Here is a 24,869-nt window from a genome sequence, read left to right as displayed (position 1 = left end):
CCGGCGCCGGGCAGTGCAGAATGTGCGACGTCACCGCAGTGGTGGTATCGCGACGACCGGGCCTTTTCCGCGAGCCCGGCCATCAACGAAAAGGGGGCTGGTGGTGTCCTGGCAGGAAGAGCTGCGGAATCTGGACGAGGAGCTCGCATCCGGCCGCCTCTCGGCGGACGACTACCGGATCCGCCGCGACCAGGTGCTGTCTTCAGCGGTCGCCTACGGTGACGCTCCGCAGCAGCAGGTCCAGCAGCCCGGCCAGCAGCCACCGCCCGCAGGCCAGCAGCCGCCGCCCGCCACGCAGCACGGTCAGCCCCCGCAGCAGCCCGGCCAGGCCTCGGCCGATTCGACGCAGATCATCGCTCCGGTGAACCCGCCGCAGGGCGGCGACGGCGCCGAGCGCACGCAGGTCGTCCCGTCCTGGCAACAGCAGCAGGCCCAGCAGCCGACCACCGACCCGAACCGCACGCAGGTGGTCCCTCCCACGACCTCGGCGCCCGGTGGTTTCCCCCAGCAGGGCCAGCCGTCCCCCGCCGTCGGCTTCCCTCAGCAGGGTCAGCAGTCGCCGGCAGGTGGTTTCCCCCAGCAGCACGGCTATCAGCACCAGCAGCCCCAGCAAGGCTGGAACGCGCCCGAAGCGGACCCCGCACCGCCCTGGGGCGGCTCGGACTTCCCGCCGATCTCCCCGGTCGGCAGCACGGAATGGGTCAAGCAGGGCCCCGAACTCTTCGACGACAAGCCTCGCGGCAAGGGCAAGAAGGTCGCCATCATCGCGATCGTCGCCGTGCTCGTGCTCGCCGGTCTCGGCGTCGGTGGCTACTTCGCGTTCTTCTCCGGCGGCGGCGATCCGCAGGCGGATGACCCGGCCACTCCGCCACAGAGCCAGTCACAGGCGCCGCCGTCCTCCACGAAACAGCTCACCCCGCAGGAGAAGCTGCTGGAGAGGATCCCTGAGCAGTCGGGTACCGCGGACCCCAAGAGCGGTGTGCTCAAACTCGCCGAGGCCGCTTCGATCACCGGGATGGAACAAGGCGAGATCGACCTCGTCACGGCCGAAGGGGTCAAGGAGGTCATCTACCGGGGCTCGGAGAAGCAGCCGGACGAGGCCGGACCGCAGAAGGCCAAGATCTCGATCACGATCATCCCGCTGAGCAACCCGGGCAGCGCGCAGGACCTGGTGAGCAAGCTTCGGCAGTACCAGAACAGCCACGGGTTCGTGCACATCACCGACACGGTGCTGCCCGGCATCCCGACCAAGGTGAACTTCCACAAGAAGGTCGAGGGCGACAGCGGCGACTACCGCGGCACCTGGGTCTCCGGCAACAACATCATCCGGGTGGACATCCTGCAGAACCCGCTCGGCGGCGGACCCGGCGAGGCCGCCCTGAGCGGCACTTACCAGCGTGCGGTGAAGCAAGGCCTGCTGGAAAACTTCCCCGCCACGAACTGAGTGGGGCAGATGGGGGTCGACCGGCTGCTCTCGACGGTCCTTTCGCTCGCCGAGGACCTGGATTCCCTCAGCGACGAACTGCACTTCGCCTGCCGGGATCTCGCCGACCGCGCGCCGCTCGACCACGGTGCGGCGAACGTGCTCCGGGCGCTCACCCTGCCCTGCGACGCCCGGGTGCTCGAGATCGGCGCCGGCTATGGGGCGCTCACGAGGTATTTGGGCGAGCAGGCCGAGGTCGTGCACGCGATCGAGCCGGACGAAGGCCGCGCGGAAGCGGTCCGGGCGCGGACCGGTGAACTGCGCACCGTCGAGGTGTCCACCGACGATCCGCGGAAGTTGCCGAGCGGTACCGAGTACGACTTGGTGGTCGTCGCCCAGCCGTACGCGACCAGAACCCTTCTGGAGTCCGTGCGGCGGCGGCTGTCGCCCCACGGCGCCGTGGTGGTGACGACCCGCTCCCGAGCGGTCGTGAACACGCTCGCGGACGCCGGGCTGGACGTCACCCGGGAACTCCTCTGCTCGCCTGGACACGAGATCGCCCGCTCGGTGCGGTCGGCGAGGCTCGACGCCGAAGCGCCACGGCTGGCCGCGGCGATCGCGGACGGTCCCGGCCAGGGTCTGCTGCTCCTCGCCGGTCCTGGTGCGGGCGCACTGTGGCCGTCCGACCGGCTCGCGACCTACTTCAACACCACCGAACGCGCCGCGTTCGCCTGCACGCGGGCCGACATCGTCCGGACGTCGGGCGGGGCCGAGGTGCGGCGGGTGCCGCTGCGTCCTTCGACGGCCGTCGCCGGGATTTCCGTCGGCCCGTGGACGGATCCGGTGTACGACGCCTCCACGATCCTCGAGGTCCTGCTGGCCGCACCGGAACGGGCGGGCGACCTGCTGCCCGCCTGGCGCGACTTGCTGCGCGCCGAGGCGGCGCGGGGGGTGCGGGCGCTGTGGGACCTCGTGCCGCACAACGTCGTCGTCGACGGCGAGACCCTGCACCCGATCGACCTCGAATGGCGGCACACCGGCGCGGGTGTCGCCGAGGTGACCGAACGCGGAGTACTGGTGCTGGCCGACAAACTCGCCTCGGCGGACTGGCGGGGAGCGGCGGACGGCGGGACCACGCGGGAACTGGCCGGCTGGCTCGGCGTGCTCGCCGGTCTCGATCCCTCCTTTGTGGACAGTGCGGTCGAGCGCGAGATCGACTTCGCGACGATCGGTTCGTGCGGTGCCGTGCACGGCACCGCCGAGATCCGCGCGGCGATTTCGGACATCTGGCACGCGCGACTGGAGCGAACGGTCCATTCCGCCGAAGACCGGCCAGACGCGGAAGCCGCCGAGTACGGTCGCCTCAGCGACGAGAACAAGGAAGCGAAGCCATGACGAGCCTCTACACCGCCGGTATCGTGACCCCGGGCCGGCCGGTCGGGCATCGGTACGAGCTCCGCGGCTGGACCACCGGCGTCGGCAGCGCCGACGAGATGTCCGTGAGCGTCGCCGGGGTGCCCACGACCGTGGTTCCGGAGGACTGCCCGGACGCGCCCGCCGGCGCGTTCGGCTGGAGAGCGGTGCCGCACGGGTGGCTTCCCGCCGGGCGGCGGGAAGCGGTCGTCTACGGCCCCGGCCAGCGCGTCCTGTCCACGGCCAGCGTCCACATCGGAACGCTGCCCGGTGAGGAACCGTTGTGGATCGGGGAGATCACCACCCCCAGGGCGGGTCAGGTCACCGATGCCCACGTCGCGTACGTCTCCGGCTGGGCACTCCTGCAGGGGCAGGCGCCGAGCTTGATCGAGGTGCAGGTCGAAGGCGGCGGCACCGTGCGTGCCCGCACCCGTCTCCCCCGCGAGGACGTGCACGCGGCACTGCCCGGTTTCGCCGACGCCGGGGTGAGCGGGTTCGAGGCGTGGGTCCCGGTCGACCTGCCCGAGGGCACCGAGCGGACGCTCTCCCTCCGGATCCGGTTCCGCACCGAAGGGGTCGGCGAACACGTCTCTCCCCGGCACACCTTCACTCTGCGGCACGCGGAGGCGGATCCCGACGAAGCCGTGCTCGCCGAGGAGCTGGCCACGGAAACCGCTCGAGTGCTGGCCAGGACCACGGTGCCGGCGGATCCGCGCCACGCACTGGTGTTCACGCACAGTCTCGCCGTCGGCGGCGGACAGCTGTGGCTGCAGGAACTGCTCGGCAGGCTCGTCCGAGACCATGGCTGGCGGGCCGACGTGGTGACCGCGGTGGACGGCCCGCTGCGCGCGGAGTGCCGCGAACTCGGTGTCCCGGTCCACGTCACGACGCACTACCGCACGTCGTCGGTCCCCGAGTACGAAGGTCACGTCGCCGAACTGGCCCGTTTCGCCAAGTTGTCCGGTGCGGGCGTGGCGCTGGTCAACACCCTCGGTGGTTTCGCCGCCGCGGACGCGGCCAACCGCGCCGGGCTCCCGACCGCGTGGGTGATCCACGAGAGTTTCTCCTTGCCCACCTTCGCCTTTCACAACTGGGGCCCGGACAAACCGCCACCCGCGGTCTGGCGACGCTGGGAGTCCACTCTCGCCGAGACCGACAAGCTGCTGTTCGTGGCCGACTCGACGCGGGAGATGTTCCTTCCCTACAGCAAGCCGGAACGGTGCCGGACGGTCCGCTACGGAACCCCGATGTGGACGCTTGGCGGAAGGACTCCGGCCGAGACCCGGCGCAAGGCACGCTCCGACCTCGGCTACTCGCCGGACGACGTGGTGCTGGTGAACGTCGGGATCACGGAGCCACGCAAGGGCCAGGCACCACTGCTGTCGGCGATGCGGCGGATCCGCCGCGTCCACCCCGAGGTGAAGCTCAGCGTCATCGGCCTGCACCCGACCCCGTACGGGCTGGCCATGGAGCGGACGGTCGAGCGGGCCGGGCTCGGGAGGGCCGTCGAGCTGGTGCCGATCCAGCCGGACCCGATGCGCTGGCTCCACGCGGCCGACCTCTTCGTCAACAACTCGGACGTCGAATCACTGCCACGGTCGATCCTCGAAGCCGTCAGCTGCGGAGTCCCGGTCGCGGCGACCGATGTGTTCGGCGCGCGGGAGATGCTCGTCGACGGGGAATCCGGCTGGTTGTTCGAAACCAACGATGTCGACGCCTTGACGGCGACGTTGCTTCGGGCGCTGGAAACACCTCCGGCTCGACGACGAGAAATGGCCGAAGCCGCGTACGAGAAACTCCTGCCGTGGCTCGATCCGGCAGGCTACGCACGGGAATACTCCGAAATCCTGACCGATCTCGCCCACAGCGGGCGCAACAGTGCGGGGGGCGACCGTGCCTGACGAAGAATCCGAGTTCACCGGCCTGCCCGGCCGCGTACAGGCCGAACTGACCCGCTTGCGGGCCGAACGGCAGATGTTCACCGCCGAACAGGACAGATTGAAAGCGAAGCTGACCGGTACGGAGCAGGAACTGCGCGAAGCGACCGCCGACGCCGCGGCGGTCACTTCGCTGCGCGCGGAGCTCGCCGAGTCGGAAGGGCAAGCGGCCGCGCTACGGGAAGAGCTCGACATCGCGAACGCGAGGACGACGGCGTTGGCGGGCGATGTGCTCTTCGCCCGGCATCAGCGTGACTCGATGCGCGCGGAACTCCTGGCGGCTCGCGAAGAACGCGACAGACTACGGCTCGCCTTGCTCGACGCCGAACTCGTGCTGTCCGCGGGGGTCGTCGAGGCGGACATCCTGCCCGGTGGCGAACCGTCCGCGGACCGGCAGCGCATGCTGACCGCGGAACGGGTGGCCGCCGAGATGGCGGGTGAACTCGACGCGACGCGCCGGACCGTCAGCTGGCGGGTCACCGCGCCGCTGCGGCTGGTGCGCAGGAGGATGAACCGGCCGTGACCGACCTCTGTTTCGTCTCCGCCGAGGGCGGCTCGTCCTTCATGGAGGAGCTGCTCGAAGTGGTCGCCGACGCGGTACGTTCGGCGGGTGGGCAGGCTCGGACGGCCGTCGGCAAGTACCCGGAGGCCGGCCCGGACACCGTCTACGTCGTCGTCCCGCACGAGTACTTCGTCATCTCCCCGGACGCCGACTTCCCCACCGCCGAACAGTGCCACCGGACCATCGGGTTCTGTGTGGAACATCCCGGCACCTCGACGTTCGAACGCACCGTCTCGCTCGTCCGCGCGCTGGGCGCCGCGGTCGACATCCACGCCGACGCCACCGCCGAACTGCGACGGCGCGGGGTGCGGGTCGAGCACTTCCAACTCGGCTACACCCCGCTGTGGGATCTGTGGGGCGGCGACCTCGACAGCCCTCGCGACCTCGACGTGACGTACCTTGGCACGGCCGAACGCCGCCGGTCGGCACTGCTCGGCTCGTACGCGCGTGACCTCGCCGGGCTGCGGACGCGGCTGCTGACCCCACCGCACGAACCGATGACCACCGCTCGCGTCGATTTCCTGCCCGGCAAGGCGAAGTTCGAGCACCTCGCCCGGTCCCGGTTCCTGCTGAACCTGCATCGGGAGCGGAAGCAGACCCTGGAATGGGTCCGCACCCTCGAAGCGATGACCAACGGCTGTGTGGTGATCAGCGAGACTTCGGCCGACATCGAGCCGCTGGTCCCCGGCGAACACCTGGTGATCGCGCGGGCGGAGTCACTGGGCACCGTCGCGGCGGCGCTGGCCGCGGAACCCGGACGCGAACGCCGTCTCCGAGCGGCGGCGTATGACTTCGTGCGTTCACTAGACATGGGGCCATCGGCCCGGATGCTGATCGAAGTGGCTTCATCGCTCGTCCGCGGCGCCACCGCGGCGCCGCAGACGGACGTCGCCTCGGCACGGCGGCTCGCGTCGACCCTGCGCAGCCCGGCGAACGCACTCGCGATCGACACCTCGTCATTCGACGTGCGCTTCGCCGGGGATCGTTCGGTGCGGGGCACCGCCTCCCCTGAAGGCCTGGTGGCTTCGGCGCGGCTCAGGCGTCAGGTCGAGGGGGCGCGGCGGGTCGCTTCGCGGCGCTGGGAGCCCGCGACGGCCTCCTTGGCGGGCTCCGCCGATGTCGACGTGCTGATCGTGCGCCGGACCGGCGAAGCCGACCCGGACGAGCTGGCGAACGACCTGCTCAACGGTGGCGTGGCGCCGCGGAAGGTACTCGTCGGCGAGGACGGCGTGCACCCGTGGCCGCGCCCGCGCCCGTACGACGTCCTGCTGCACGGCACCCCGCTCGGCCGCGGGCTCACCCGGAACTCGCTGCTGGAACGTTCGACGGCGTCGTGGCTGCTGGTGCTCGACGGCGGGATGCGCGCTTCGGAGTTCCTGCTGGAACGGCTGCTCGCCGCCTCGGAAGGTGCCGACGTCGTGCACTGCCCGGTCGCGGATCCGGTGGACGGCCTGGTCGGCGCGCTGCCGCCGGAGGAGCGGCGCCTGCGGACGCTGCCGTACCTCGGCAGCGGGTATCTGGTGCGGCGGTCGCTGATCGACGAGTTCGGCGGGTGGAACTCCGAGGTCCTGTTCGAGGGTTTGGAAGACCACCTGTTCTGGCGGCGGGTGGCCGCCGCGTCGCGGCCGACGGCGCTGGTGCAGCAGGTGCTGCTGCGGCGGCTGCGGCCGGATCCGGACTCGCGGCCGATGGACGTCGACCCGCATCGGGTGTGGGCGGCGGTGGACAGCGCTCTGTAGCTCCTCCAGGGCGCGATCTTCGTCCGTTCGAGTGAGTTTAGGCCGTGTCGGTGAACGTCCTCCCCCGGTGACGCGCCTTATGAGCAGAGCATCGGAGCGTTCGATGCTGGACGAGGAGGAGCCGCATGGCCTGGGAAATCGCCCTGGTCGCCGCGCTGGCCGTCGTATTCGTCATACGGCTCGCGCTTCAGCTGAAGCGCGGCTGACCGCTTTCGGACCGTTAGCCCGCTCCCGCGGCGCACGAGTGGGATGAACGGGGCTTCAATCTCGGATTTCGCGAGGAAAGCCCCGTTCATCCCACGGCCGCCCGCCGTCCCAGCCGCAGTTGTGGAATCTGCCGCGCATGGGCCCCGCCGGCCGGGCGATTCACCGGGAAAAGCGGTGGACCGTCTTCCCGTAGTTGTTTCTTGACGTGAATCGTCTTGTACCCCGTCGTCAGATAGCCCTCGTTCTTGAGTTTCACCATCTCAGAGTGCACCGAAGCGGGGGACGCCCCGATCGCGGACGCGATATCCGCGTGGTTCAACCCCACGTCGATGACGACGTGGTCTTCTGCGGGGATTCCGTAGACCACCTGCAGGCGAGCCAGGAACGCCGTCAGCCTGCTCCGGACCTTGGCCGGCGCGAAGCCCAGCGCGACGTCACGGCGCCGTGCCCGGAAGGCCAGGACCTCGGCGGCCGCGCCCATCGCCTGCTTGTTGTCGTGAAGAAAGCCGCGAAAGGTCTTCTGCGGGACTTCGAGCACGCGGGCCGGCTTCGTGGCGACGTAGGCGAGGTGGCTCGAACGGCCGACAAGGCAGTCCTCGATGCCGAGAAGGTCACCGGTGCCGAGCAGGTCGACGATCATCGGCGAAGTGTCGCCCTGTGCCGTACGCAGCACTTTCACGAAGCCCGACTGCACGACGAGCACCGGTGGGGCCGGATCCGCCTGATTCGCCAGGTTCGTGCCCGCCGCGTGGTCGACGTATCTGCCGAGGTCGATCAGCCGACGCCGCTGCCGGTCGGTGATCGTCTCCAGGAAGGACCGGCTCATCAGCCCACCACCGCCGCGAACGCGTAGAGGATGGCCGGAAGACCCGCCACCAAGGCCGTCACCGCGCCGATGACCCTGGCGGGCTGGGCGACTTTCCCGGCGAGCAGGAGCCGGGTCAGGATCGCGGCGAAAACGATGTAGGCGAGAACGACGACGCCCGCGGTGATCACCAGCAGGGGATCAGAAGTATTCGACGCCAATAGTGACTCCCAGTGAGAAGAAAGCGTTCTTGAAGCTTTTTCAAGTTCTTGCCCGGCCGGGTGAGAATCACGTCCAGTAGGTGACGCAATCGCACGGCCACACCTTCGAAGACTAGTGCTCAGCGGCATTGCGAGAAAGCAACGCGCTACCCGCGGCACCCTTACAGGGAGCCCCCATTCGTCCATTTCGCAACGGAAAGTGACAGTCGTTTCGGGTATGACCGACGAGGAAAATCACGGACCGTACACGAGAAAGCCGTCAGTTTTCGCGGATCACGGCCGAAAACAGTGGGAAATCAGGGTTAGCAGTACGGACATATCATTGAGACTTGTCCACCGGGAATAATCGGCGGCGTTGCCGAGTCCGAGGTTTCCCCAGGTCGACGCGAGGATGAATCGGAGACCTTGATGCACGTGCAGATGCACGACCTCGCGAGGCTCACCGACCCCAGGAGGCGATCGGCGGTCATTTAACGGAGGGTCAACGATCCGTCGTCTTCGATCACGCCCAGTGATCCGAAAGGAACTTCGGCAATCTCAGCTTTTTGGGGGAATCCCACCCTGGCCGGATAACGCGCGGCGAGGAGCTGCGATCAGGCGCGACGGGGGCTGACCAGGCCGGACTCGTAGGCCAGCACCACCAGCTGCGCCCGGTCACGCGCCCCGATCTTGGTCATGATGCGGCTGACGTGCGTGCGCGCGGTGGCCGTCGAGATCACCAGATGCGCGGCGATCTCGTCGTTCGACATACCGCCCGCGACCAGGCCGAGGACCTCACGTTCGCGGTCGGTGATCTCGCGGACGGCGCTCACGTCGATGCGGCGGTTCTCCGGCCGGTCGACGAACTCCGCGATCAGCCGCCGGGTCACGGTCGGCGCCAGCAACGCCTCGCCCGCGGCGACCACCTTCAGCGCCCGCAGCAGTTCCACCGGGTCGGTGTCCTTCAGCAGGAACCCGCTCGCGCCGGCGCGCAACGCCTCGTAGACGTACTCGTCGACGTCGAAAGTGGTCAGGACCAGAACCTTCACTCCGGCCAGCTCGGGGTTCGCGGTGATCCTGCGGGTCGCTTCGAGCCCGTCGACGCCGGGCATCCGGACGTCCATCACCACGATGTCCGGCTGGTGCTCGACGGCGGCCGCGACGGCCTGTTCACCGTCACCCGCCTCGGCAAGGACCTCGAAGCCGTCTTCGGTCTCCAGCAACAACCGGAAACCGGCGCGCACCAGCGCCTGGTCGTCGGCGAGGACCACCCGGATCGTCATCGTTCCCCCTCGATCGGTAAAACCACGCGAACCTGGAACCCGCCATCCACCACGGTCGTCGTGAGCGCGCCACCCAGCGCCGCCGCCCGTTCGGACATCCCGCGCAGGCCGTTCCCGGGCGCGGGTTCGACGGCGCCACGGCCATCGTCGCGGACGAGCAGCGTCAGCGCACCGGTTTTCCGCTCGAATCCGATATCGACGCCGCGCGCCTGGTTCGCGTGGCGGACCACGTTCGTCAGCGATTCCTGCAGGATCCGGTACGCGGCACCGTCGACGGGGGCGGGCAGCTCACCCGGTTCGCCGTCGACGCGGACCTCCAGCCCGGCGGCCCGCGCGTGCTCGAACAGCTCGCCGGCCTGGGCCAGGCTCGGCGCGGGCGCCTTGTCCTCGCCGGAACGCAGCACGGCCAGCGTCGCACGAAGGTCCTTCAGCGCCGAAGCGCTCGCCTCCTTGATGTTCAGCAACGCTTCTTTCGCCTGCTCGGGACGCCGGTCCGCGACGTGCGCGGCGACCCCGGCCTGGACGTTGATCATCGCGAGGCTGTGCGCGACGACGTCGTGCACCTCGCGGGCGATGGTGAGCCGCTCCTGCTCGGCCATCCGGTGCCGGTGCTCGTCGGCCTGCTCGCGCCGGGCCCGCGCCGCGGCCAGCCCGTTGCGCACCGCCGTCCCGATCCCGACGACCGCGATCACCCACACGACACCCAGCCCGGCCCGCGCGTCGAAGGAATCGAATCCGTGCCGGACGAACAACGCGACGCCGGCGGCCACGAGCAGCGATCCGCCGGTGATCCCGGCGACGAGCGGCCCGCGGACCTTGGTGAGCACGAACAACGCGATCGTCGGCAGCACGATCGCCGGACCGCCGGGGTTGCCGGAGGCGTAGTAGCCCAGTGTCAGCGCCGAGGTGAGCAGGAAGATCGGCATCGGGAACCGGTGGACGAGCAGCAACGGCAGCGCGATCGCGACCAGCCAGAGGGCGCCGAACGTGGTCAGCGCCTGCGCGCCCGGTTGCCAGCGGGCGGCACTGCTCGTGGCGCCGAGGACGAACCCCAGCGGCAGCACCACGCGCAGCACACGGCCCACCCAGTGACTCCACGGATACCGTTCTTTCAGCAGCACAGGACGAAAACTACCTGGGGTCGAGGCGTACCGCGTCCGTTGAAAAGCGGCTTCTCGGCTACGCCGCGTGCGGTAGCCGGCGCAGGACCGACGTCATCATCAGCACCCCACCGATCACCTGCACCGCCAGCACGAGCACCCGCCCCAGCCCGGGCGAACCCATGCCGAACGCGCTGAACAGGCCCCAGGCCCCCGAGCCCGCCATCACCCCGGCGCCGGTCCACACCAGCACCAGCCGCGGCCAGAACCGTCCACGCGACACCGAAGCCAAGGCCACCGTGGCGAACACACTGAGCAAAGCGACCACGACGTCCTGGCCGCGAGCCGACAAGCCGCCGGAGCCGAACGCCCAGCTCCCGTGGCCGATCGCGGAAACGAGCGCGGCGGCGATGCCGAGTCCGCCCGCCACACCGATCGTGCCCGGCCGCACGGTGCCGGTGACGACGAACCACCAGCGATCGCGGGCGTAGAGCACGAACGCGGTCAGCAGCAGGATGCCTTGCCAAGCGAAACCGCCGTAGACGACGGCCCAGACCCAGTTCTCCAGTGGCATCTCGGCCAGTTGCGCGTGCGCCAGCTCGGTGACGATCACCGGGAGGTTCAGCACGATCGGCGCGAGCAGGCCGGTGCCGATCCAGATCGGGAACAGCACGAGCGGCGCGGGGATCCGGCGGCCCCAGGAGTAGGTGAACGCCAGCGCGAGCACCACCGCGACGACGTCCATCCCGCCGGTGAGCAGGTTCGCGAAGAGCATCAGCTCGGAGTCCACAAAGGACGGATCGCGGAGGCCGAGGCCGCCTCCCGTGACCCAGGACGCCTTGAGCGTCAGATACGGAAGCGTGCCCAGGATCGCGGCGTAGCAGATGATCAGGCGGGCACTGGAGATCTTGGGGGCGGCGACTGCTGCGGTCATGTCCTCAGCGTCGGCTTTCACGCCGCGGAAAGAATCCCCCGCGAGCCTGGTTCGCCTCCCTCCTCAGAAGGAGCTGGGCAGTTTCGCCGCGGTTTCCTCGTCCGCCGGGGTGCGCGTCGCCGGCGAAATCTCCGAACGCCGTCCGAAGTACAGGTAGGAGAACTCGAACCGCAGCAGGCCGACATCCGGATGCAGGTGCTACTCGAGCACAATTCTTTCGGTGGAGACGTCGTGCTCCTTTCACATCCGCTCGAAGACTTCGGACTCACCGTGCTGCTGGAGTGGGCGGACCTCGGCGTGCTCGATTCCGCGCCGGGGATGCTGCTGTGCGGTCTCGGTCAGGGCCTCGCGATGAGGACGGTGTTCCGGATCGTCCTCCCCGAAGGTGCCGCCGGAGATCGCCGGGGTCGGCAGCGGGATGCGGACGACGTCGCAGCAGGCGGCGATGGCACTGGGCGTGGCGACGTTGGGGACGTTGTCCGCCTCCGTCGGCGCGGGCCCGCTCGGGATGAAGGGCGCGTTCGCCCTGGTCATCGGGATTCAGGCGGTGCTGACGGTCGGTGTGATCACGGTGGCGCGACGGCTGCCCGATCCGCGGGGCTGAGAAAGTTCGATTTCACCCGTCGGAGTTGTGGCTCGCCGAGCGACGATGGGGATGTGACGGAACCACGGGTGCATCGGGACCCGGCCTTCGCGCTGCTGTCGCTGTACGAGACGGCGTTGCCGGAGGTCTACGGGTACCTGCTGTCCCGGTGCGGTGATCGCACCCTCGCCGAGGAACTGACGTCGGAGACTTTCCTCGGCGCGGTGAGGGCCTGTCGCAAGGAATACGCGCCTGCGGTGAGCACCGGGTGGCTGATCGGCGTCGCCCGGCACAAGCTCGCCGATCACTGGCGACGTAAGGAACGCGAGGAACGCGGGCTACGGCTCGTCCACGAGGAAGAGGTCCACACCGATCCTTGGGACGAGCGGCTGGACGCGCTCCTGGCGCGCGAAGTGCTCGCGTCGCTCGGGGCGCACCACCGAGCCGCGTTGACGCTTCGCTATGTCGACGGCCTCCCGGTACCGGAGGTCGCCGTCCATCTGGGGCGCACGGTGCACGCCACCGAGGCGTTGCTCGTGCGGGCCCGTGCCGCGTTCCGGCGTGCTTATCAGGAGAAGGAGGGTCGCGATGCCTGATCCGTTCGACGCGCTTCGCGCGCCCTCACAGCGTGTCGATCCCGACCCGCTCTTCGCCGCCGAACTGCGCGACAACCTGCGTCGCGCCGTCTTGAACGGAGCCGAGATGACCGAAACACTGGCGGAACCACGTTCCCTGACGCCGTACCTGGTGGTGACCGACGCCCGCGCCGCGCTCGACTTCTACGTGGAGGTGTTCGGGGCGCGGCGCCGGGCCGAGCCGATCGTGATGGAGGACGGCCGGGTCGGGCACGCGGAACTGGCCATCGGGGACAGCGTGCTGATGCTCGCGGAGGAGTTCCCCGAACTGGGCAATGTGGTGGCGGCCGCCGGTGGCCCGCTGATCCGGGTCGAGGTGCCGGACGTGCACGCGGCCGCGCGGCGGGCCGTTGAACTGGGCGGGGAACTGGAACGTACCGTCTCGGACGAAAGCCATGGGCTGAGCGGGACGATCAAGGATCCGTACGGGCAGCGGTGGCTGGTGGCGCAAGCCGCTCCGCGTTCTTCGTCCGGTGCGGCGCCGATCCGGCACGGCGAAGCGGGCTACTTCACCTTCCAGGTCCCGGACGACGCACGCGCGAAGGCGTTCTACGGCGCCGTCCTCGGCTGGCAGTTCTCCCCCGGACGGGTCGAAGGTGGTTGGGGCGTCGAAGGTTCCGGCCTGCAAGGCGGGCTTTGGGGCGGCCCAGGACGGCAGGTGGGCTGGAAGGTCATGTACGCCGTCGACGACCTGGCCGCCGCCCTCGACCGTGTCCGGGCTCAGGGTGGCCAGGCAGGCGAAACCGAACAGCAGCCCTACGGCCTGAGCGCCGACTGCACGGACGACCAGGGCATCGAATTCTGGCTCTGGGAACAGCCGCGCTCTTAAAGTCACCACCCCAGCCCCCACCCGTCCCAGGGGGGCGACCCCAAAGCCAGTCTATCGCCGATGGGGGACGGGAAGTGGGGCTGAGGCGAGTTGTCCACAGGTGGAAGGCATTGTGGACAACTGGGACTGGGGGTTCAGGGTCCCGGCGAAGTCGAGGTTTTGCAGGTCAGGCGGTTATTCGTCGCTGCGTGAGGCTGACGATGTAGGAATTGGGACGATGAGTGTCCCGATTCCTACATCGTCGCGAGGTCACCGGTTGCGGAGCTTGATCGACAAGGGTTCAGGAAGACATGCCCTCGGCACACGCCGAGCGGGGGAAGATTTCGAACGTTCAACGTCCCAAATCCTCCCCGCTCGGCCCTCGCAGGCACTAGCGATGCCAAGTCCTGATTACCAACAGCAGCGCTGACCAGCAGCTCTGCGACTTTGCCGGGACCCTGACTTTGAGGGTAGGGAAGGAGGCCTTCACGGCACGATCCGGGCAGGTCAGCGACCGGCGGCGTAGCCCTGCATCCCCCGCGCGTTGGCGGCGGCGCGGAGAACTCCGCCGGAACGCGAAACGGCCGAAAGTCGTCCCAGCGCCCAAGGTCCGGCATCGACGACAGCGTGTCCACGTGCGGCCAGAGCGTCCATTGTGGACTGGCCGAGCCGCGACTCGACCACGAGTTCCCGCGGTGTCCACGAGCGCGGATAGAACGAACTCGGGAACGCGGTCGTATGCCACGCTGGCGAGTCGATCGACTCCTGCAGGTTCAGCCCACCGAGGGTGTGCGCCAGCCAGAAACACAGCTGCCACTGGTCCTGCTGGTCCCCGCCGGGCGTCCCGAACGCCAGCACCGGCTCGCCGTCGCGCAGGCCCATCGACGGCGAAAGCGTGATACGTGGCCGTTTCCGCGGCGCCAGCGAGTTCGGCAGGCCCTGTTCCAGCCAGAACATCTGCCCACGGGAGTCGAGACAGAAACCGAGTTCCGGAATCGTCGGACTCGACTGCAGCCAGCCACCCGACGGTGTCACCGAGATCATGTTCCCCGCCGCGTCGACGACGTCGATGTGCACGGTGTCGCCCCGGGTCTCACCCAGCGGCCCGACCGTCGGCTCCCCCGTCGCGCCGGAACCGGATTCGATACCACGCAGCTTTTCGAGGATCGCGGGCAGTCGCGGCGAGGGCCCACCCGGCCGGAGTCCGGCGGACGCCTCTTCGGTGATCAAGGCGCGGCGGGTATCCGCGTATTCGCGGGAGATCAGCAATTCGATCGGCACGTCGGGGGAATCCCCGTACCAGGCCTCGCGGTCGGCGAACGCCAGTTTCGCCGCCTCGACGGCCAAGTGCACCGTGCGTTCCGTCGGAATTCCGTCCACATAGGACAGTTCGTCACGCAGGCCGTCCAGTAGCCGAGCCTGCTGCAGCAACGCGGGCCCCTGGGTCCAGGCGCCCATTTTCACCAGGCCCCAGTCACCGAAGTCGACCTGCAACGCCTCTTCGTACGTCGCTTCCCAGCCCGCGATGTCCTCGCCGGTGAGGAGACCGGCGTGATCGCGGCCGGAGTCGTCGCGGAAAGCCTTCCGGCCGAACGCCTCGATCGCTTCGGCGACGAAACCCTGCGACCACGCGTGCCGTCCGGCGTCGATCTGTGCCTCGCGGCCGCTGACCGACTCGGCCTCGGCGAGCAACCGCTCCCAGGTGTCCGCGAGAGCCGGGTTGCGGTGCGGTCCCTGGGCGGGCTCGCCGTCGGGGAGCCACAGCGCCGCCGACGTCGGCCAATGCTCGGTGAACAGGTCCCGCACCGCGCGGATCGTGTCGCCGACCCGGCTGACCAGCGGAATCCCGTTGCGCGCATATGAAATCGCGTAGCCGAGCACGTCGCGCAAAGACTTCGTGCCGTGATCCCGCAGGAGCAGTAGCCAGCCGTCCCACGCCCCCGGCACGGTCGCGGGGAGCAGGCCGCTGCCGGGGATCAGATCGAGACCGAGGTCCGCGAAACGCTCCGGTGTCGCGGCCGCGGGCGAGACGCCTTGACCCGCGAGGACCCGGGGCGTCCGGTCCTTCGCGGTGACGAAGATGCCGGGAACCTGCCCCGCCGGGCCGCACAGATGCGGCTCGGCGATCTGCAGGACGAACCCGGCCGCTACCGCCGCGTCGAAGGCGTTGCCGCCGTTTTCCAGCACCGCCATCCCGGTGGCCGAGGCCAGCCAATGCGTCGATGCCACCATGCCGTGGGTGCCGGCCAGTTCCGGCCTGGTCGTGAACACCCAGCCGATACTACGCTTGGCTAACTACTTTTTCAGTCCCAGCAGTTGAAGAGGGCTCCGCCCAGGTTGCCCTGGTGTCCTGAAAGGGTCCTTCAGGACACCCCCGGAAGGCAGGTGGGTCAGGAGACGGCGACCTTCCGCCGCAGCGCCGCCCGCGGTCGCCCGACGCCCTGCCACGACAGGCCGGCGTCCAGGATCCGTTGCGGCTCCAGGAGGTTGCGTGTGTCGACGACCGAGTCGCCGTCCATCTGCTCGGCCATGTAGTTCCAGTCGAGCCGGTTGAACTCGTCCCACTCCGTCAGCACGACGACGGCGTCGGCCGCCTTCGCGACCTGGTACGCGTCGTCGACCACGGTCATCCCGGCGATCTGGCCGCCGACGGCGGGGTCGTAGGCGGTCAGCTCCGCCCCGAGCGCGCCCAGCACGGAAGCGACCGCGAGGGCGGGCGAGTCACGCAGGTCGTTCGTCCCGGCCTTGAACGCCAGTCCGAGGACGCCGATCCGCGAACCGGCCAGCGTGCCGCCGACGGCGCCGGCGATCTTCGCGACGATCCGGTCCCGCTGCGCGATGTTCTCCTCGATCGCCGAGGTCAGCAGCGTGAAGTCGTACTGGACGGACTCGGCGACCTTGACCAGCGCGCTGGTGTCCTTCGGCAGGCAAGAACCGCCCCAGCCGGGGCCGGGCTTGAGGAACGAGCGGCCGATGCGGCGGTCGTAGCCCATCCCTTCGGTGACCAGGTCGATGTCCGCGCCGAGGCGTTCGCACAGTTCGGCGATCGAGTTCACATAGGACAATTTCATCGCGAGGAAGCAGTTCGCCGCGTACTTCACCAGTTCCGCGCTGGCCGCGTCGGCGATGACGACCGGGGCGGCGAGATCGGCGTAGAGATCGCCGACCCAGCGCGCCGCCTCGACGTCGTCCGAACCCACGACGATCCGGTCCGGGCCGAGGAAGTCCTCCACCGCGGTGCCCTCGCGCAGGAACTCGGGGTTCGACACGACCGGCACGTCCGTGCGGCCGAGCATCGCCTGGATGCGCTTCGACGTCCCCACCGGAACGGTTGATTTGGTGATCAGCGCACAACCCGGCGGAATGACGTCACCGATCTCGGTGGTCACGGCTTCGACGGCCCGCAGGTCCGCCGAACCGCCCGCGCCCATCGGGGTCGGCACACAAAGGAAAATGGCCTCCGCGTCGCGGACCGCGTTCCGCGCGCCGACCACGAACTCGAGTCTTCCGCTGGTCAGTCCCCTCGACACCAGCTCGGACAGTCCCGGCTCCAGGATGTCCACTCGTCCGGCGGAGAGCCTTGCGACCTTCGCCTGGTCGACATCGACGCAAGTGACTCGATGCCCCAGGCCGGCCAGGCAGGCCCCCGTGGTCAATCCGACGTAACCGGTCCCCACCACCACGATCCGAGCAGCGCTCATGGTGCTGAAGGTGACAGCCTGAGTTGACCTCCGAGCGAACGGAATGCTTCGGGCCCGAATACTCCTCACGACATGCTGCGCACCGACGTGAGCCAGCACACCCACCCCGCCGATGCGAACGAGCGTTAACCTAGGGAACGGTTGTCGACGAAAGGGAGAACATGCAGATCACCGATACCGCGGCGCTCGTCACGGGTGGCGCGTCCGGGCTCGGCGGTGCGACCGCGAAGGCGCTCGCGGCGAAGGGCGCGCGGGTCTTCGCGCTGGACCTCGCCGGTGCCATCGCCAACGCCGAGCAGGTCGAGGGCATCACCTACGTCGAGGCCGACGTGACCGACCCGGAGCAGGTGCGGACCGCCGTCGCGACCGCCGCCGAGTCCGGGGTGCCGTTGCGGACCGTGGTGAACTGCGCCGGGATCGGACCGTCCGCGCGGATCCTTTCGAAGAAGGGCCCGCACGACCTCGCCCTGTTCGCGAAGGTCGTCCAGATCAACCTGATCGGCTCCTTCAACGTGCTGACGCTGGCCTCCGAGGCCATCGCCAAGACCGAGCCGCTGGCCGACAACGCGCGCGGCGTCATCATCAACACCGCGTCGATCGCGGCCTACGACGGCCAGATCGGACAGGTGGCATACTCGTCGTCCAAGGGCGGCATCGTCGGGATGACCCTGCCAGCCGCCCGCGACCTCGCGTCGCACGGCATCCGGGTGCTGACCATCGCGCCGGGCATCGTCGACACCCCGATGCTGGCGACCGTAAGCGACGAGTTCCGTGCTTCGCTGGCCGAAGGCGTTCCGTTCCCGAAGCGGCTCGCGCGGCCGGACGAGTACGCGCAGCTCGCGCTGTCGCTGATCGACCACGACTACCTGAACGGTGAGGTCGTCCGGATGGACGGCTCGCTGCGCATGGCCCCTCGCTGAGCCGCTCCCCGTGAGATGAACGGGGCTTTCCTCTCAGATTCTGCGATGAAAGCCCCGTTCATCTCGCTCAGGGACGGGTGAGGCGCACGTCGAGGGTGATGCCCTCCGTGGTGATCTCGCACGTCCTGAACGTGGTTTCGGCGACCAGCCCGCCGAACCGCGCCGGCGTGTAAGCGCGCCGCCGGAGCTGGCCGAGCGTCTGCCGGACACCGAGCGCGGCGAGTTTGCCGAGCTTCGTGCTCTCGACCTCACGCACGATGCCGGGCGGGCGCGAGTCTCTTAGTTCATGAGAGATCAGAGGTCGTTCATATACGGCACGGCCGTCTGCGCGTGGTCGGTCATCCACTTCCGCAGCGCGTGCGTGGCCAGGACGTCGTCCTCGTTGTAGCGCAGCAGCCGCTCCCGCTGGAGTTCGTCCGGGACACCGCCGTCCATGCCGACGGCGTCGCGGTACCAGCTCATCGACGCCTCACCGCCCGCTTCCGGATCGCGCCAGGTGAAACCGGCGACCGGGGCGATCACCTTGAGCCCCTTGCCGTGCGAGCACAGGAACTGGTCGGTGACGCTGCGGAAGAGGTCGATCCACTCCTCGGAGTCCACAAAGGACGCGATCTCGGCCTTGGTGGGAACGCCGGGGTGCTCACCGAACCGGCCGGCGGACCCGAAGAGCCAGCGGTTCTCGGCGAGCGCGTTGTAGCAGTAGGCACGGAAGGTCAGCCCCGCCGCGAGCGTGCGCTCGCGGACTTCCTTGAACCAGGCCCAGAATTCGGCGAACGACCGCGCCTCGTCCGCGGTCGGCAGCGGCTCCCAGGTCGCGAAGGCCCGGTAACCCTGCTCCATTCCGATGTCGGCGCCGGTCAGCAGCGAACCCCACAGGTACGCGCCGGAATCGCCGAAGCTCTCCATGTCGACATCGACCTCGACGTCACCGCGCGAGACCTCGATGCGGTCGACCTTGCGCACCATCGTGAGATCGGCGAGCCAGGCACGCGCGAGGATGATCGCGTCGGCGAAGGTACCGCCCGTCCAGTTCATCGGCGGCGGCTCGTCGGCCGGGTCGAGCGCGGCCAACTTGTCCACTGTGGACACTCCGGCGCGGCGGAGTTCCATCGCGTCCTCGCCGCGGACGACCAGGCTGACGTCGCGGGTTTCGGTGAGCACGACCTCGCACGTCGGCCACCAAGGGCAGCGACGGCATTCGAGGACACGCGACGGCTCGGCAAGTGGCTCTTCGCCTTCAACGGCTGCGCTCGCGATGGCGAGCCTGTCGGCGAAGCGGCTCTGGTACTCCGTCAGCGCGCTTCGGCCGCCCGGCCAGGTACCCGCGGACAGGTCGTGCCAGACGACGACATCCGCGTCGAGGCCGATGACGCCGCCGATGGCGCGGTGGCCTTCGTGCCTCCCGAGCGCTTCGAGCATCCGATAGAGGTGCGCGAGCCGCATTTGGTCACGCGGCTGCGAGCGGACCTTTCGCGCCGGATCGGGCAACCGGTTCGCCGGGTCGAGATCGGTCATCACCGTGGTCGGCGCGCCCGAACCGCGATCGGTGATGCGGTGCCGCACGACCAGCACCGGCACGTAGCCGTCGGCTGTGCGGATCAGAAGTTCTGAGCCGCCGCGACGGTGACCGGCACGGTCCACCGGGAGCAGGGCACCCCAGATGTAGTGCGCTTCGGCGGCGAAGGCCTCTTCGGTGAGTTGCACACGCTCGGCGGCGGGAAGGTCGCGAGGGATCTTTACCCAGCTCACGCCGGGCCCTGTCGCCTCCATCAGCTGCCGCACGATGGCCTCGCGATGCGCTGACGCGTCGTCGATCCGCTGCTGCGCGGCGGGGTCGGGCGGGGCGAGCGGGACCTCGCGCATCGCCGGATCGTGTTCGAGGTGCACGCGACGCCGGCAGCGGCTCACCGCTCCCGCGTCCAGTAGCACCTCGTTACTCACAGACAACACTCTAGAAGGCGACCGGCAAGCCGACATGCCCGCCACTTCGGGGACCAGTAAGTTCGTCTGTGACACAGCGTGGGAGGTGCCATGGCGCGCAAGGCCAAAGCCGTCGAGGCCGAAGGCAGGATCAACCCGAAGAAGGCGAAGAACGCCGTCGCGGTGGTCAAAGTGCTCGGTCCGGCCGTACTGCCGGTGATCGCGCCGTACGCCGTTCGAGCGGCGGGGGCCGCGCGAGAGCTCTACGACCGTTACCAAGCGAAGAAGCTCGGTGTCGCGGTCGACCAGCTCGGCGAATTCAGCGGACGCGGTGCCGCACTGCACGCGCGGATCGCCGGGCTGACGCAGGGACTCGCGGAGCTGAGGAAGTCCGCGAAGGCGACCGATGCCGACGTGTCCTTCGCGAAGGACACGCAGGGGACGCTGGAGCAGCTTTCGGCGACCGTCCGCGCTTCGGAGCGGATGCCGGCCGCGCGGCGGAAGGCGGCGCACCGGGCGGTGGCCGGGGAGCTGGACCAGCTGGAGGGAAAGCTGCTGCACCGCCTGGGGATCTGAGCGGTCGAGCGCCTCAAGTGCCATGAACGGTCCGTTACTTGCAAATTTTGCAAGTAACGGACCGTTCATGGCACGACCCGGTGCGTCCAGACGGATGGTGAGGGTGGTGAACTCAGCCGAGAGGTCTCCCCAAGGGCGCCCCGCGCCCGACGGAGACTTCACCCGTCGAGCGCCCTCTCTTGGGCCGAAGGCCCACGGAAACTCGATGAAGGGGCGCCTCCACTCCTACCGCGAGGTGAATGCGGAACGGCGCCCCTTCGGCGAGTTTCCGTCAGCGCTCGACAGATTAGCTGATGAAGCCCTTCTTCTTCATCCACTCATAAGCGACTTCGCCTTGGTCACGGCCGTCTACGTCGACCTGCTTGCACAGTTCGATCATCTGCTGGTTGTCGATGGCCGCGGCGACGGCTTCGAGCGGGGCGCGGAGTTCCGGGTGCTGCTTCAGGAAGTCCGAGCGCAGCGTCGGCACGGCGTTGTACTGCGGGAACGCCTTTTTGTCGTCCTCGAGGACACGCAGGTCGAGTCCGGCGATGCGGCCGTCGGTCGTGAAGATCTCGCCGATCGGGCAGGTCCCGCTCGCGACGGCCGAGTAGATCGTGCCGATGCCGAAGTTCTTGATCACCGGGTTCTGGAACCCGTATGCCCGCACGGCGGCGGGGAAACCGTCCTGGCGGCTGGTGAACTCGGTCTCCAGGCAGAACACGCCCTGGTCGGGCTTCTGCTTGAGGAACGCCGCCAGGTCCGAAGTCGTCTTCAGGTTGTTCGCCGCTCCGTAGGCTTCAGTGACCGCGAAGCCGTACTGGTCGTTCAGCGGCGAATAGTTCAGCCAGGTGACGCCGAACTTCGACTCGTCGGCCGCCTTCGTGGCTTCGTACTGGGCTTGTTCCCCACCGGGGACGGGAAGTTCGTTGCCCTGGTAGTTGATCCAGCCGGTGCCGGTGTATTCCCAGGTGACGTCGGTCTGGCCGGCGAGCAGTGCCTGCCGCGACGAGTTCGAGCCCTTGATGTCGGTCAGGTCGATGACGTCCGCGCCCGCCGCGGAAAGCGCCATTTCGGCCATGTAGCCCAGGATGATGTTCTCGGTGAAGTCCTTGGACCCCACCGTCACCTCGACACCCTTGAGCGCCTCGATGGGCTGGATCGAACCGGGTTCGATCTTGTACGGCAGCGCGGTGTTGACCTCGAGCCCGCAAGCGGAAAGCGTGCCGCACAACAGGACTGTGCCGAGAATCGCCTTCAATCGCATGTCAGCGCAGTCCCTTCGGTCCGAAGAACTGTTCCGCGACCGCACCCAGCCAGTCCACCAGCAGTGCCAGCGCGACGGCGAGCACCGAACCGGTGATCAGCACCTTCGTCAGGTTGAGCTTGTAGCCGGTGTCGATGAGCAGGCCGAAACCGCCGGCGTTGACGAACATGCCGAACGTCGCCGTGCCCACCGCCAGCACCAGCGAGGTCCGCAGGCCGGCCAGGATCAGCGGGACGGCCAGCGGGAACTCGACCCGCCACAGCACGCCGGAGGCCGACATGCCGATGCCGCGACCCGCGTCGATCAGTGCGGGGTCGACCTGTTGCAGGCCGACCATCGTGTTCCGCAGCACCGGAAGCAGCGAGTAGAACGCCAGCGGCAGCGCCGCGACCCACAGCCCGCCGGTCGCACCGGTGACGATGAACCACAGCACCAGCACCCCGAGCGCGGGCGCGGCCTGGCCGATGTTCGCGACCGCCAGGAACACCGGTGCCGCCCACTTCGCGTACGGCCGCGTCACGAGCACGCCGAGCGGCACCGCCACGGCGACCACGATCGCGGTGACCACGACGGTCATCGCCAGGTGGTCACGCAGCGCTTCGAGCAGCCCGGTGGCGTTGAGTGTCGCCTTCTCCGTGGCGGTCAGGTCGCCGGCGAACACCCAGATCAGCACGCCGGCGACGATCAGCAGGACCACCGCGGGCTGGGCGAACAGCCGGACCCGTTCGGCGCTTCTCGACGAGGACTCGGTGGTGAACCCGGTATCGACGGCCGTCATGCGGTCACCCCTTCCGCCGGGTTGCCGTCCGAGTGCTCCTCGCGCAGCTGCTGGATCGTCGAGATGACGGTGTCGAGCTCGATCGTCCCGGCGTACTCGCCGCGAGCGCCGGTCACCGGGACGCTGCCGCCCTCGGCGAGCATGGCTTCGAGCGCGTCCTGCAGCGTCGACTGGAGGCTGACCGAGTCACGCAGCGGCTTGCCCGCGGTGGCCAGCGACGTCGCCGCGGTCAGCTCGCGGACGTGGACCCATCGCATCGGACGACGGCGCTGGTCGAGCACCAGCACGAAATGCTTCCGCTGCCGGGTCAGTTTCTCGCGCACGTCCGACGGCGATTCGCTGACCGCCGCCGTCAGGGCGTCCTGCTTCAGCTCGACGTCGCGGACCCGCAGCAGCGTCAGCTGCTTCAGCGAGGCACCGGCGCCGACGAAACCGGCGACCGTGTCGTCGGCCGGGTTCGCGAGGATCGCGTCCGGGGTGTCGTACTGGAGGATCTTCGACTGGTTGCCGAGCACCGCGATCTTGTCGCCGAGCTTCACGGCCTCGTCGAAGTCGTGGGTGACGAAGACGATCGTCTTCTTCAGTTCGGTCTGCAGCCGCAGCAGTTCGTCCTGCAGATTTCCTCGGGTGATCGGGTCGACCGCGCCGAACGGTTCGTCCATCAGCAGGACCGGCGGGTCCGCGGCGAGCGCCCGCGCGACGCCGACACGCTGCTGCTGCCCACCGGACAGCTGACGCGGGAAGCGGTCGCGGAAGTCGGCCGGGTCCAGCCCGACCAGGTCCATCATCTCCTCGACCCGGTCGTTGACTTTCTTCTTGTCCCAGCCGAGCAGACCGGGCACCACCGCGATGTTCTGCGCCACGGTGAAGTGCGGGAACAGCCCGGCCTGCTGGATCGCGTAGCCGATGCGACGGCGCAGGGTGTCGACGTCGAGCTTCAGCGCGTCGTCACCGCCGATGGTGATCCGGCCGGACGTCGGCTCGATCAGCCGGTTGATCATCCGCATGGTGGTGGTCTTGCCACAGCCGGACGGGCCGACGAAGACCACGATCTTGCCGGCGGGCACCACCATCGAGAACTCGTCGACCGCGGGCTCGCGGGTGCCGGGGTAGCGCTTGGAGACGTTCTCCAGCTCGATCTCGACGCCGGATACGGTTTCAGGCTGCTCAGCCACGGACACCCCTCGAGACGGTCAAACGATTGATCAGGACGTAAACGGCGTCGAGGACCAGCGCGAGGACGACCACGCCGAGCGTCCCGGTCAGCGCCTGGTTGAGGGAGTTCGTGCTTCCCGCGTTGGTGAGGCCGGAGAAGACCTCCGAACCGAGGCCCGGGCCCTTCGCGTAGGCCGCGATGACCGCGATGCCCATGAGCATCTGCGTCGCGACCCGCATCCCGGCGAGGATGGCGGGCCAGGCGAGCCGTAGCTCCACCCTGGTCAGCACGCCGAACCGGCCCATACCGATGCCGCGTGCCGCGTCACTGACCGCTGGATCGACGCCGCCGAGCCCGACGATCGTGTTCCGCACGATCGGGAGCAGCGCGTAGAGCACGAGGGCGATGACGGTGGTGTTCGCGCCGAGGCCGAAAACCGGGATGAGGAGGCCTAAGAGGGCGAAGGAGGGGACGGTGAGGATCGTGCTCGCCAGCGCCGTGGCCACGGCCGACCCGATCGGGCTGCGGTAGACCGCTACCCCGATCACCACGCCGAGCACGGCGGCGATGATCGTGCACTGCACGACCGCGCTGACATGGAGAAGCCCTTGAAGGGCGAGTCTGTCCCACCGATCCGAGATGTACTCGAAGAGGTTCATCGCGTGCTGGTTCTCCCGCCGCCTCTAAGTGAGAGTCCTCACCCATTCGGAGTAGCCGTATCGGGAGCCTGACTACCCAAAACGTGTGCGGCCAAACCCCGGTTTACCGCCTTTTATCCCGTAAACCTTCCCCATTCGGCCTAAATGGGCAAACGCAGGCGCCGTCCCGCGGTGTCTTTCCCACTGCTCACCAGCCGGGAGGACGTCGACCGCTCGGCCGGATGTCGCATACCCTTCACCTCGTGAGCAAGGGCAGCCATCACCGAAGCGCGTTACGCGTTGTG

Annotated in this window: 23 protein-coding genes and 1 pseudogene; 9 read left to right on the top strand and 15 right to left on the bottom strand. The window is 68.8% G+C overall.

Going from position 1 to position 24,869, the window contains the following annotated elements; translation table 11 throughout:
* Positions 1-100: 100 nt before the first annotated feature.
* The 5 genes from ACM6LR_RS08645 to ACM6LR_RS08625 are packed head-to-tail and all read left to right on the top strand — an operon-like array spanning position 101 to position 7,074.
* Positions 101-1,444: a flagellar basal body-associated protein FliL gene (locus ACM6LR_RS08645; protein WP_414936413.1), complete on the top strand. Its 1,344-nt coding sequence runs from the start codon at positions 101-103 to the stop codon at positions 1,442-1,444.
* A 9-nt stretch (positions 1,445-1,453) separates the two neighbouring features.
* The gene (locus tag ACM6LR_RS08640; protein ID WP_414936414.1) at positions 1,454-2,818 is read left to right on the top strand and encodes a class I SAM-dependent methyltransferase; all 1,365 of its coding nucleotides are present in this window, start codon (positions 1,454-1,456) and stop codon (positions 2,816-2,818) included.
* Positions 2,815-4,737, top strand: a complete 1,923-nt coding sequence (locus ACM6LR_RS08635) for a glycosyltransferase family 4 protein (protein WP_414936415.1) — start codon at positions 2,815-2,817, stop codon at positions 4,735-4,737. The genes ACM6LR_RS08640 and ACM6LR_RS08635 overlap by 4 nt, the downstream gene beginning before the upstream one ends.
* The gene (locus ACM6LR_RS08630) at positions 4,730-5,296 is read left to right on the top strand and encodes a hypothetical protein (protein WP_414936416.1); all 567 of its coding nucleotides are present in this window, start codon (positions 4,730-4,732) and stop codon (positions 5,294-5,296) included. The genes ACM6LR_RS08635 and ACM6LR_RS08630 overlap by 8 nt, the downstream gene beginning before the upstream one ends.
* Positions 5,293-7,074, top strand: a complete 1,782-nt coding sequence (locus tag ACM6LR_RS08625; protein WP_414943514.1) for a glycosyltransferase — start codon at positions 5,293-5,295, stop codon at positions 7,072-7,074. The genes ACM6LR_RS08630 and ACM6LR_RS08625 overlap by 4 nt, the downstream gene beginning before the upstream one ends.
* A gap of 292 nt (positions 7,075-7,366) precedes the next feature.
* Here ACM6LR_RS08625 and ACM6LR_RS08620 read toward each other — a convergent pair whose 3' ends face one another.
* From ACM6LR_RS08620 to ACM6LR_RS08590, 7 genes and pseudogenes are all read right to left on the bottom strand, one after another.
* Positions 7,367-8,107, bottom strand: coding sequence for a Crp/Fnr family transcriptional regulator (locus ACM6LR_RS08620; RefSeq protein WP_414936418.1), 741 nt, complete (start codon positions 8,105-8,107; stop codon positions 7,367-7,369).
* A complete protein-coding gene (locus ACM6LR_RS08615) occupies positions 8,107-8,307 on the bottom strand; it encodes a hypothetical protein (protein ID WP_414936419.1) in 201 nt (66 codons plus the stop codon). Before ACM6LR_RS08615 ends, ACM6LR_RS08620 begins: the two co-directional genes overlap by 1 nt.
* A gap of 593 nt (positions 8,308-8,900) precedes the next feature.
* A complete protein-coding gene (locus tag ACM6LR_RS08610; protein ID WP_414936420.1) occupies positions 8,901-9,569 on the bottom strand; it encodes a response regulator in 669 nt (222 codons plus the stop codon).
* Entirely contained in the window at positions 9,566-10,690 is a 1,125-nt protein-coding gene (locus ACM6LR_RS08605; protein ID WP_414936421.1) for a sensor histidine kinase, read from the bottom strand. Before ACM6LR_RS08605 ends, ACM6LR_RS08610 begins: the two co-directional genes overlap by 4 nt.
* Before the next feature lie 58 nt (positions 10,691-10,748).
* Complete coding sequence (locus tag ACM6LR_RS08600; RefSeq protein WP_414943513.1) at positions 10,749-11,603, bottom strand: hypothetical protein; 855 nt, start codon at positions 11,601-11,603, stop codon at positions 10,749-10,751.
* 63 nt (positions 11,604-11,666) lie between these two features.
* Positions 11,667-11,870: pseudogene (locus tag ACM6LR_RS08595) on the bottom strand (XRE family transcriptional regulator); the annotation flags it as partial.
* Complete coding sequence (locus ACM6LR_RS08590; protein WP_414937136.1) at positions 11,844-12,137, bottom strand: hypothetical protein; 294 nt, start codon at positions 12,135-12,137, stop codon at positions 11,844-11,846. The gene ACM6LR_RS08590 and the pseudogene ACM6LR_RS08595, both read right to left, overlap by 27 nt.
* A 123-nt stretch (positions 12,138-12,260) precedes the next feature.
* On the opposite strand from ACM6LR_RS08590, the gene ACM6LR_RS08585 reads away from it, so the two are divergent.
* Positions 12,261-12,782: an RNA polymerase sigma factor gene (locus ACM6LR_RS08585; RefSeq protein ID WP_414936423.1), complete on the top strand. Its 522-nt coding sequence runs from the start codon at positions 12,261-12,263 to the stop codon at positions 12,780-12,782.
* Entirely contained in the window at positions 12,775-13,650 is an 876-nt protein-coding gene (locus tag ACM6LR_RS08580) for a VOC family protein (RefSeq protein WP_414943512.1), read from the top strand. Before ACM6LR_RS08585 ends, ACM6LR_RS08580 begins: the two co-directional genes overlap by 8 nt.
* A gap of 486 nt (positions 13,651-14,136) precedes the next feature.
* Here ACM6LR_RS08580 and ACM6LR_RS08575 read toward each other — a convergent pair whose 3' ends face one another.
* Together ACM6LR_RS08575 and ACM6LR_RS08570 are read right to left on the bottom strand one after the other, a co-directional pair.
* Positions 14,137-15,900 (bottom strand): gamma-glutamyltransferase family protein, encoded by a 1,764-nt coding sequence (locus tag ACM6LR_RS08575; RefSeq protein WP_414943511.1) that lies wholly within the window; start codon positions 15,898-15,900, stop codon positions 14,137-14,139.
* Positions 15,901-16,019: 119 nt separating this feature from the next.
* Positions 16,020-17,330 carry a UDP-glucose dehydrogenase family protein gene (locus ACM6LR_RS08570; RefSeq protein ID WP_414936426.1) on the bottom strand — a complete coding sequence of 437 codons (1,311 nt, stop codon included), beginning with the start codon at positions 17,328-17,330 and terminating at the stop codon, positions 16,020-16,022.
* A 161-nt stretch (positions 17,331-17,491) separates the two neighbouring features.
* On the opposite strand from ACM6LR_RS08570, the gene ACM6LR_RS08565 reads away from it, so the two are divergent.
* Positions 17,492-18,250: an SDR family NAD(P)-dependent oxidoreductase gene (locus ACM6LR_RS08565; protein ID WP_101611665.1), complete on the top strand. Its 759-nt coding sequence runs from the start codon at positions 17,492-17,494 to the stop codon at positions 18,248-18,250.
* Between the two features lie 67 nt (positions 18,251-18,317).
* Here ACM6LR_RS08565 and ACM6LR_RS08560 read toward each other — a convergent pair whose 3' ends face one another.
* The gene (locus tag ACM6LR_RS08560) at positions 18,318-18,506 is read right to left on the bottom strand and encodes a hypothetical protein (protein WP_414936427.1); all 189 of its coding nucleotides are present in this window, start codon (positions 18,504-18,506) and stop codon (positions 18,318-18,320) included.
* 38 nt (positions 18,507-18,544) lie between these two features.
* Positions 18,545-20,191: a TM0106 family RecB-like putative nuclease gene (locus ACM6LR_RS08555; RefSeq protein ID WP_414936428.1), complete on the bottom strand. Its 1,647-nt coding sequence runs from the start codon at positions 20,189-20,191 to the stop codon at positions 18,545-18,547.
* A 90-nt stretch (positions 20,192-20,281) separates the two neighbouring features.
* Here ACM6LR_RS08555 and ACM6LR_RS08550 point away from each other — a divergent pair, with 90 nt between their 5' ends.
* Positions 20,282-20,746, top strand: coding sequence for a DUF6474 family protein (locus tag ACM6LR_RS08550; RefSeq protein ID WP_414936429.1), 465 nt, complete (start codon positions 20,282-20,284; stop codon positions 20,744-20,746).
* A 286-nt stretch (positions 20,747-21,032) separates the two neighbouring features.
* On the opposite strand, the gene ACM6LR_RS08545 is transcribed toward ACM6LR_RS08550, so the two are convergent.
* From ACM6LR_RS08545 to ACM6LR_RS08530, 4 genes are read right to left on the bottom strand one after another with little or no spacing between them, the layout of a single operon-like run.
* Positions 21,033-21,992: a glycine betaine ABC transporter substrate-binding protein gene (locus ACM6LR_RS08545; protein WP_414936430.1), complete on the bottom strand. Its 960-nt coding sequence runs from the start codon at positions 21,990-21,992 to the stop codon at positions 21,033-21,035.
* A 1-nt stretch (position 21,993) separates the two neighbouring features.
* Positions 21,994-22,770, bottom strand: a complete 777-nt coding sequence (locus ACM6LR_RS08540; protein ID WP_414936431.1) for an ABC transporter permease — start codon at positions 22,768-22,770, stop codon at positions 21,994-21,996.
* Positions 22,767-23,951: an ABC transporter ATP-binding protein gene (locus tag ACM6LR_RS08535; RefSeq protein WP_414936432.1), complete on the bottom strand. Its 1,185-nt coding sequence runs from the start codon at positions 23,949-23,951 to the stop codon at positions 22,767-22,769. The genes ACM6LR_RS08540 and ACM6LR_RS08535 overlap by 4 nt, the downstream gene beginning before the upstream one ends.
* Positions 23,938-24,585 (bottom strand): ABC transporter permease, encoded by a 648-nt coding sequence (locus tag ACM6LR_RS08530; RefSeq protein ID WP_414936433.1) that lies wholly within the window; start codon positions 24,583-24,585, stop codon positions 23,938-23,940. The genes ACM6LR_RS08535 and ACM6LR_RS08530 overlap by 14 nt, the downstream gene beginning before the upstream one ends.
* Between the last annotated feature and the right edge of the window lie 284 nt (positions 24,586-24,869).

Source organism: Amycolatopsis sp. cmx-11-32 (assembly GCF_047608695.1).
GTDB lineage: Bacteria > Actinomycetota > Actinomycetes > Mycobacteriales > Pseudonocardiaceae > Amycolatopsis.
The sequence above is the reverse complement of the archived record's forward strand: the minus strand, read 5'-3'. Positions and strand labels throughout refer to the sequence as shown.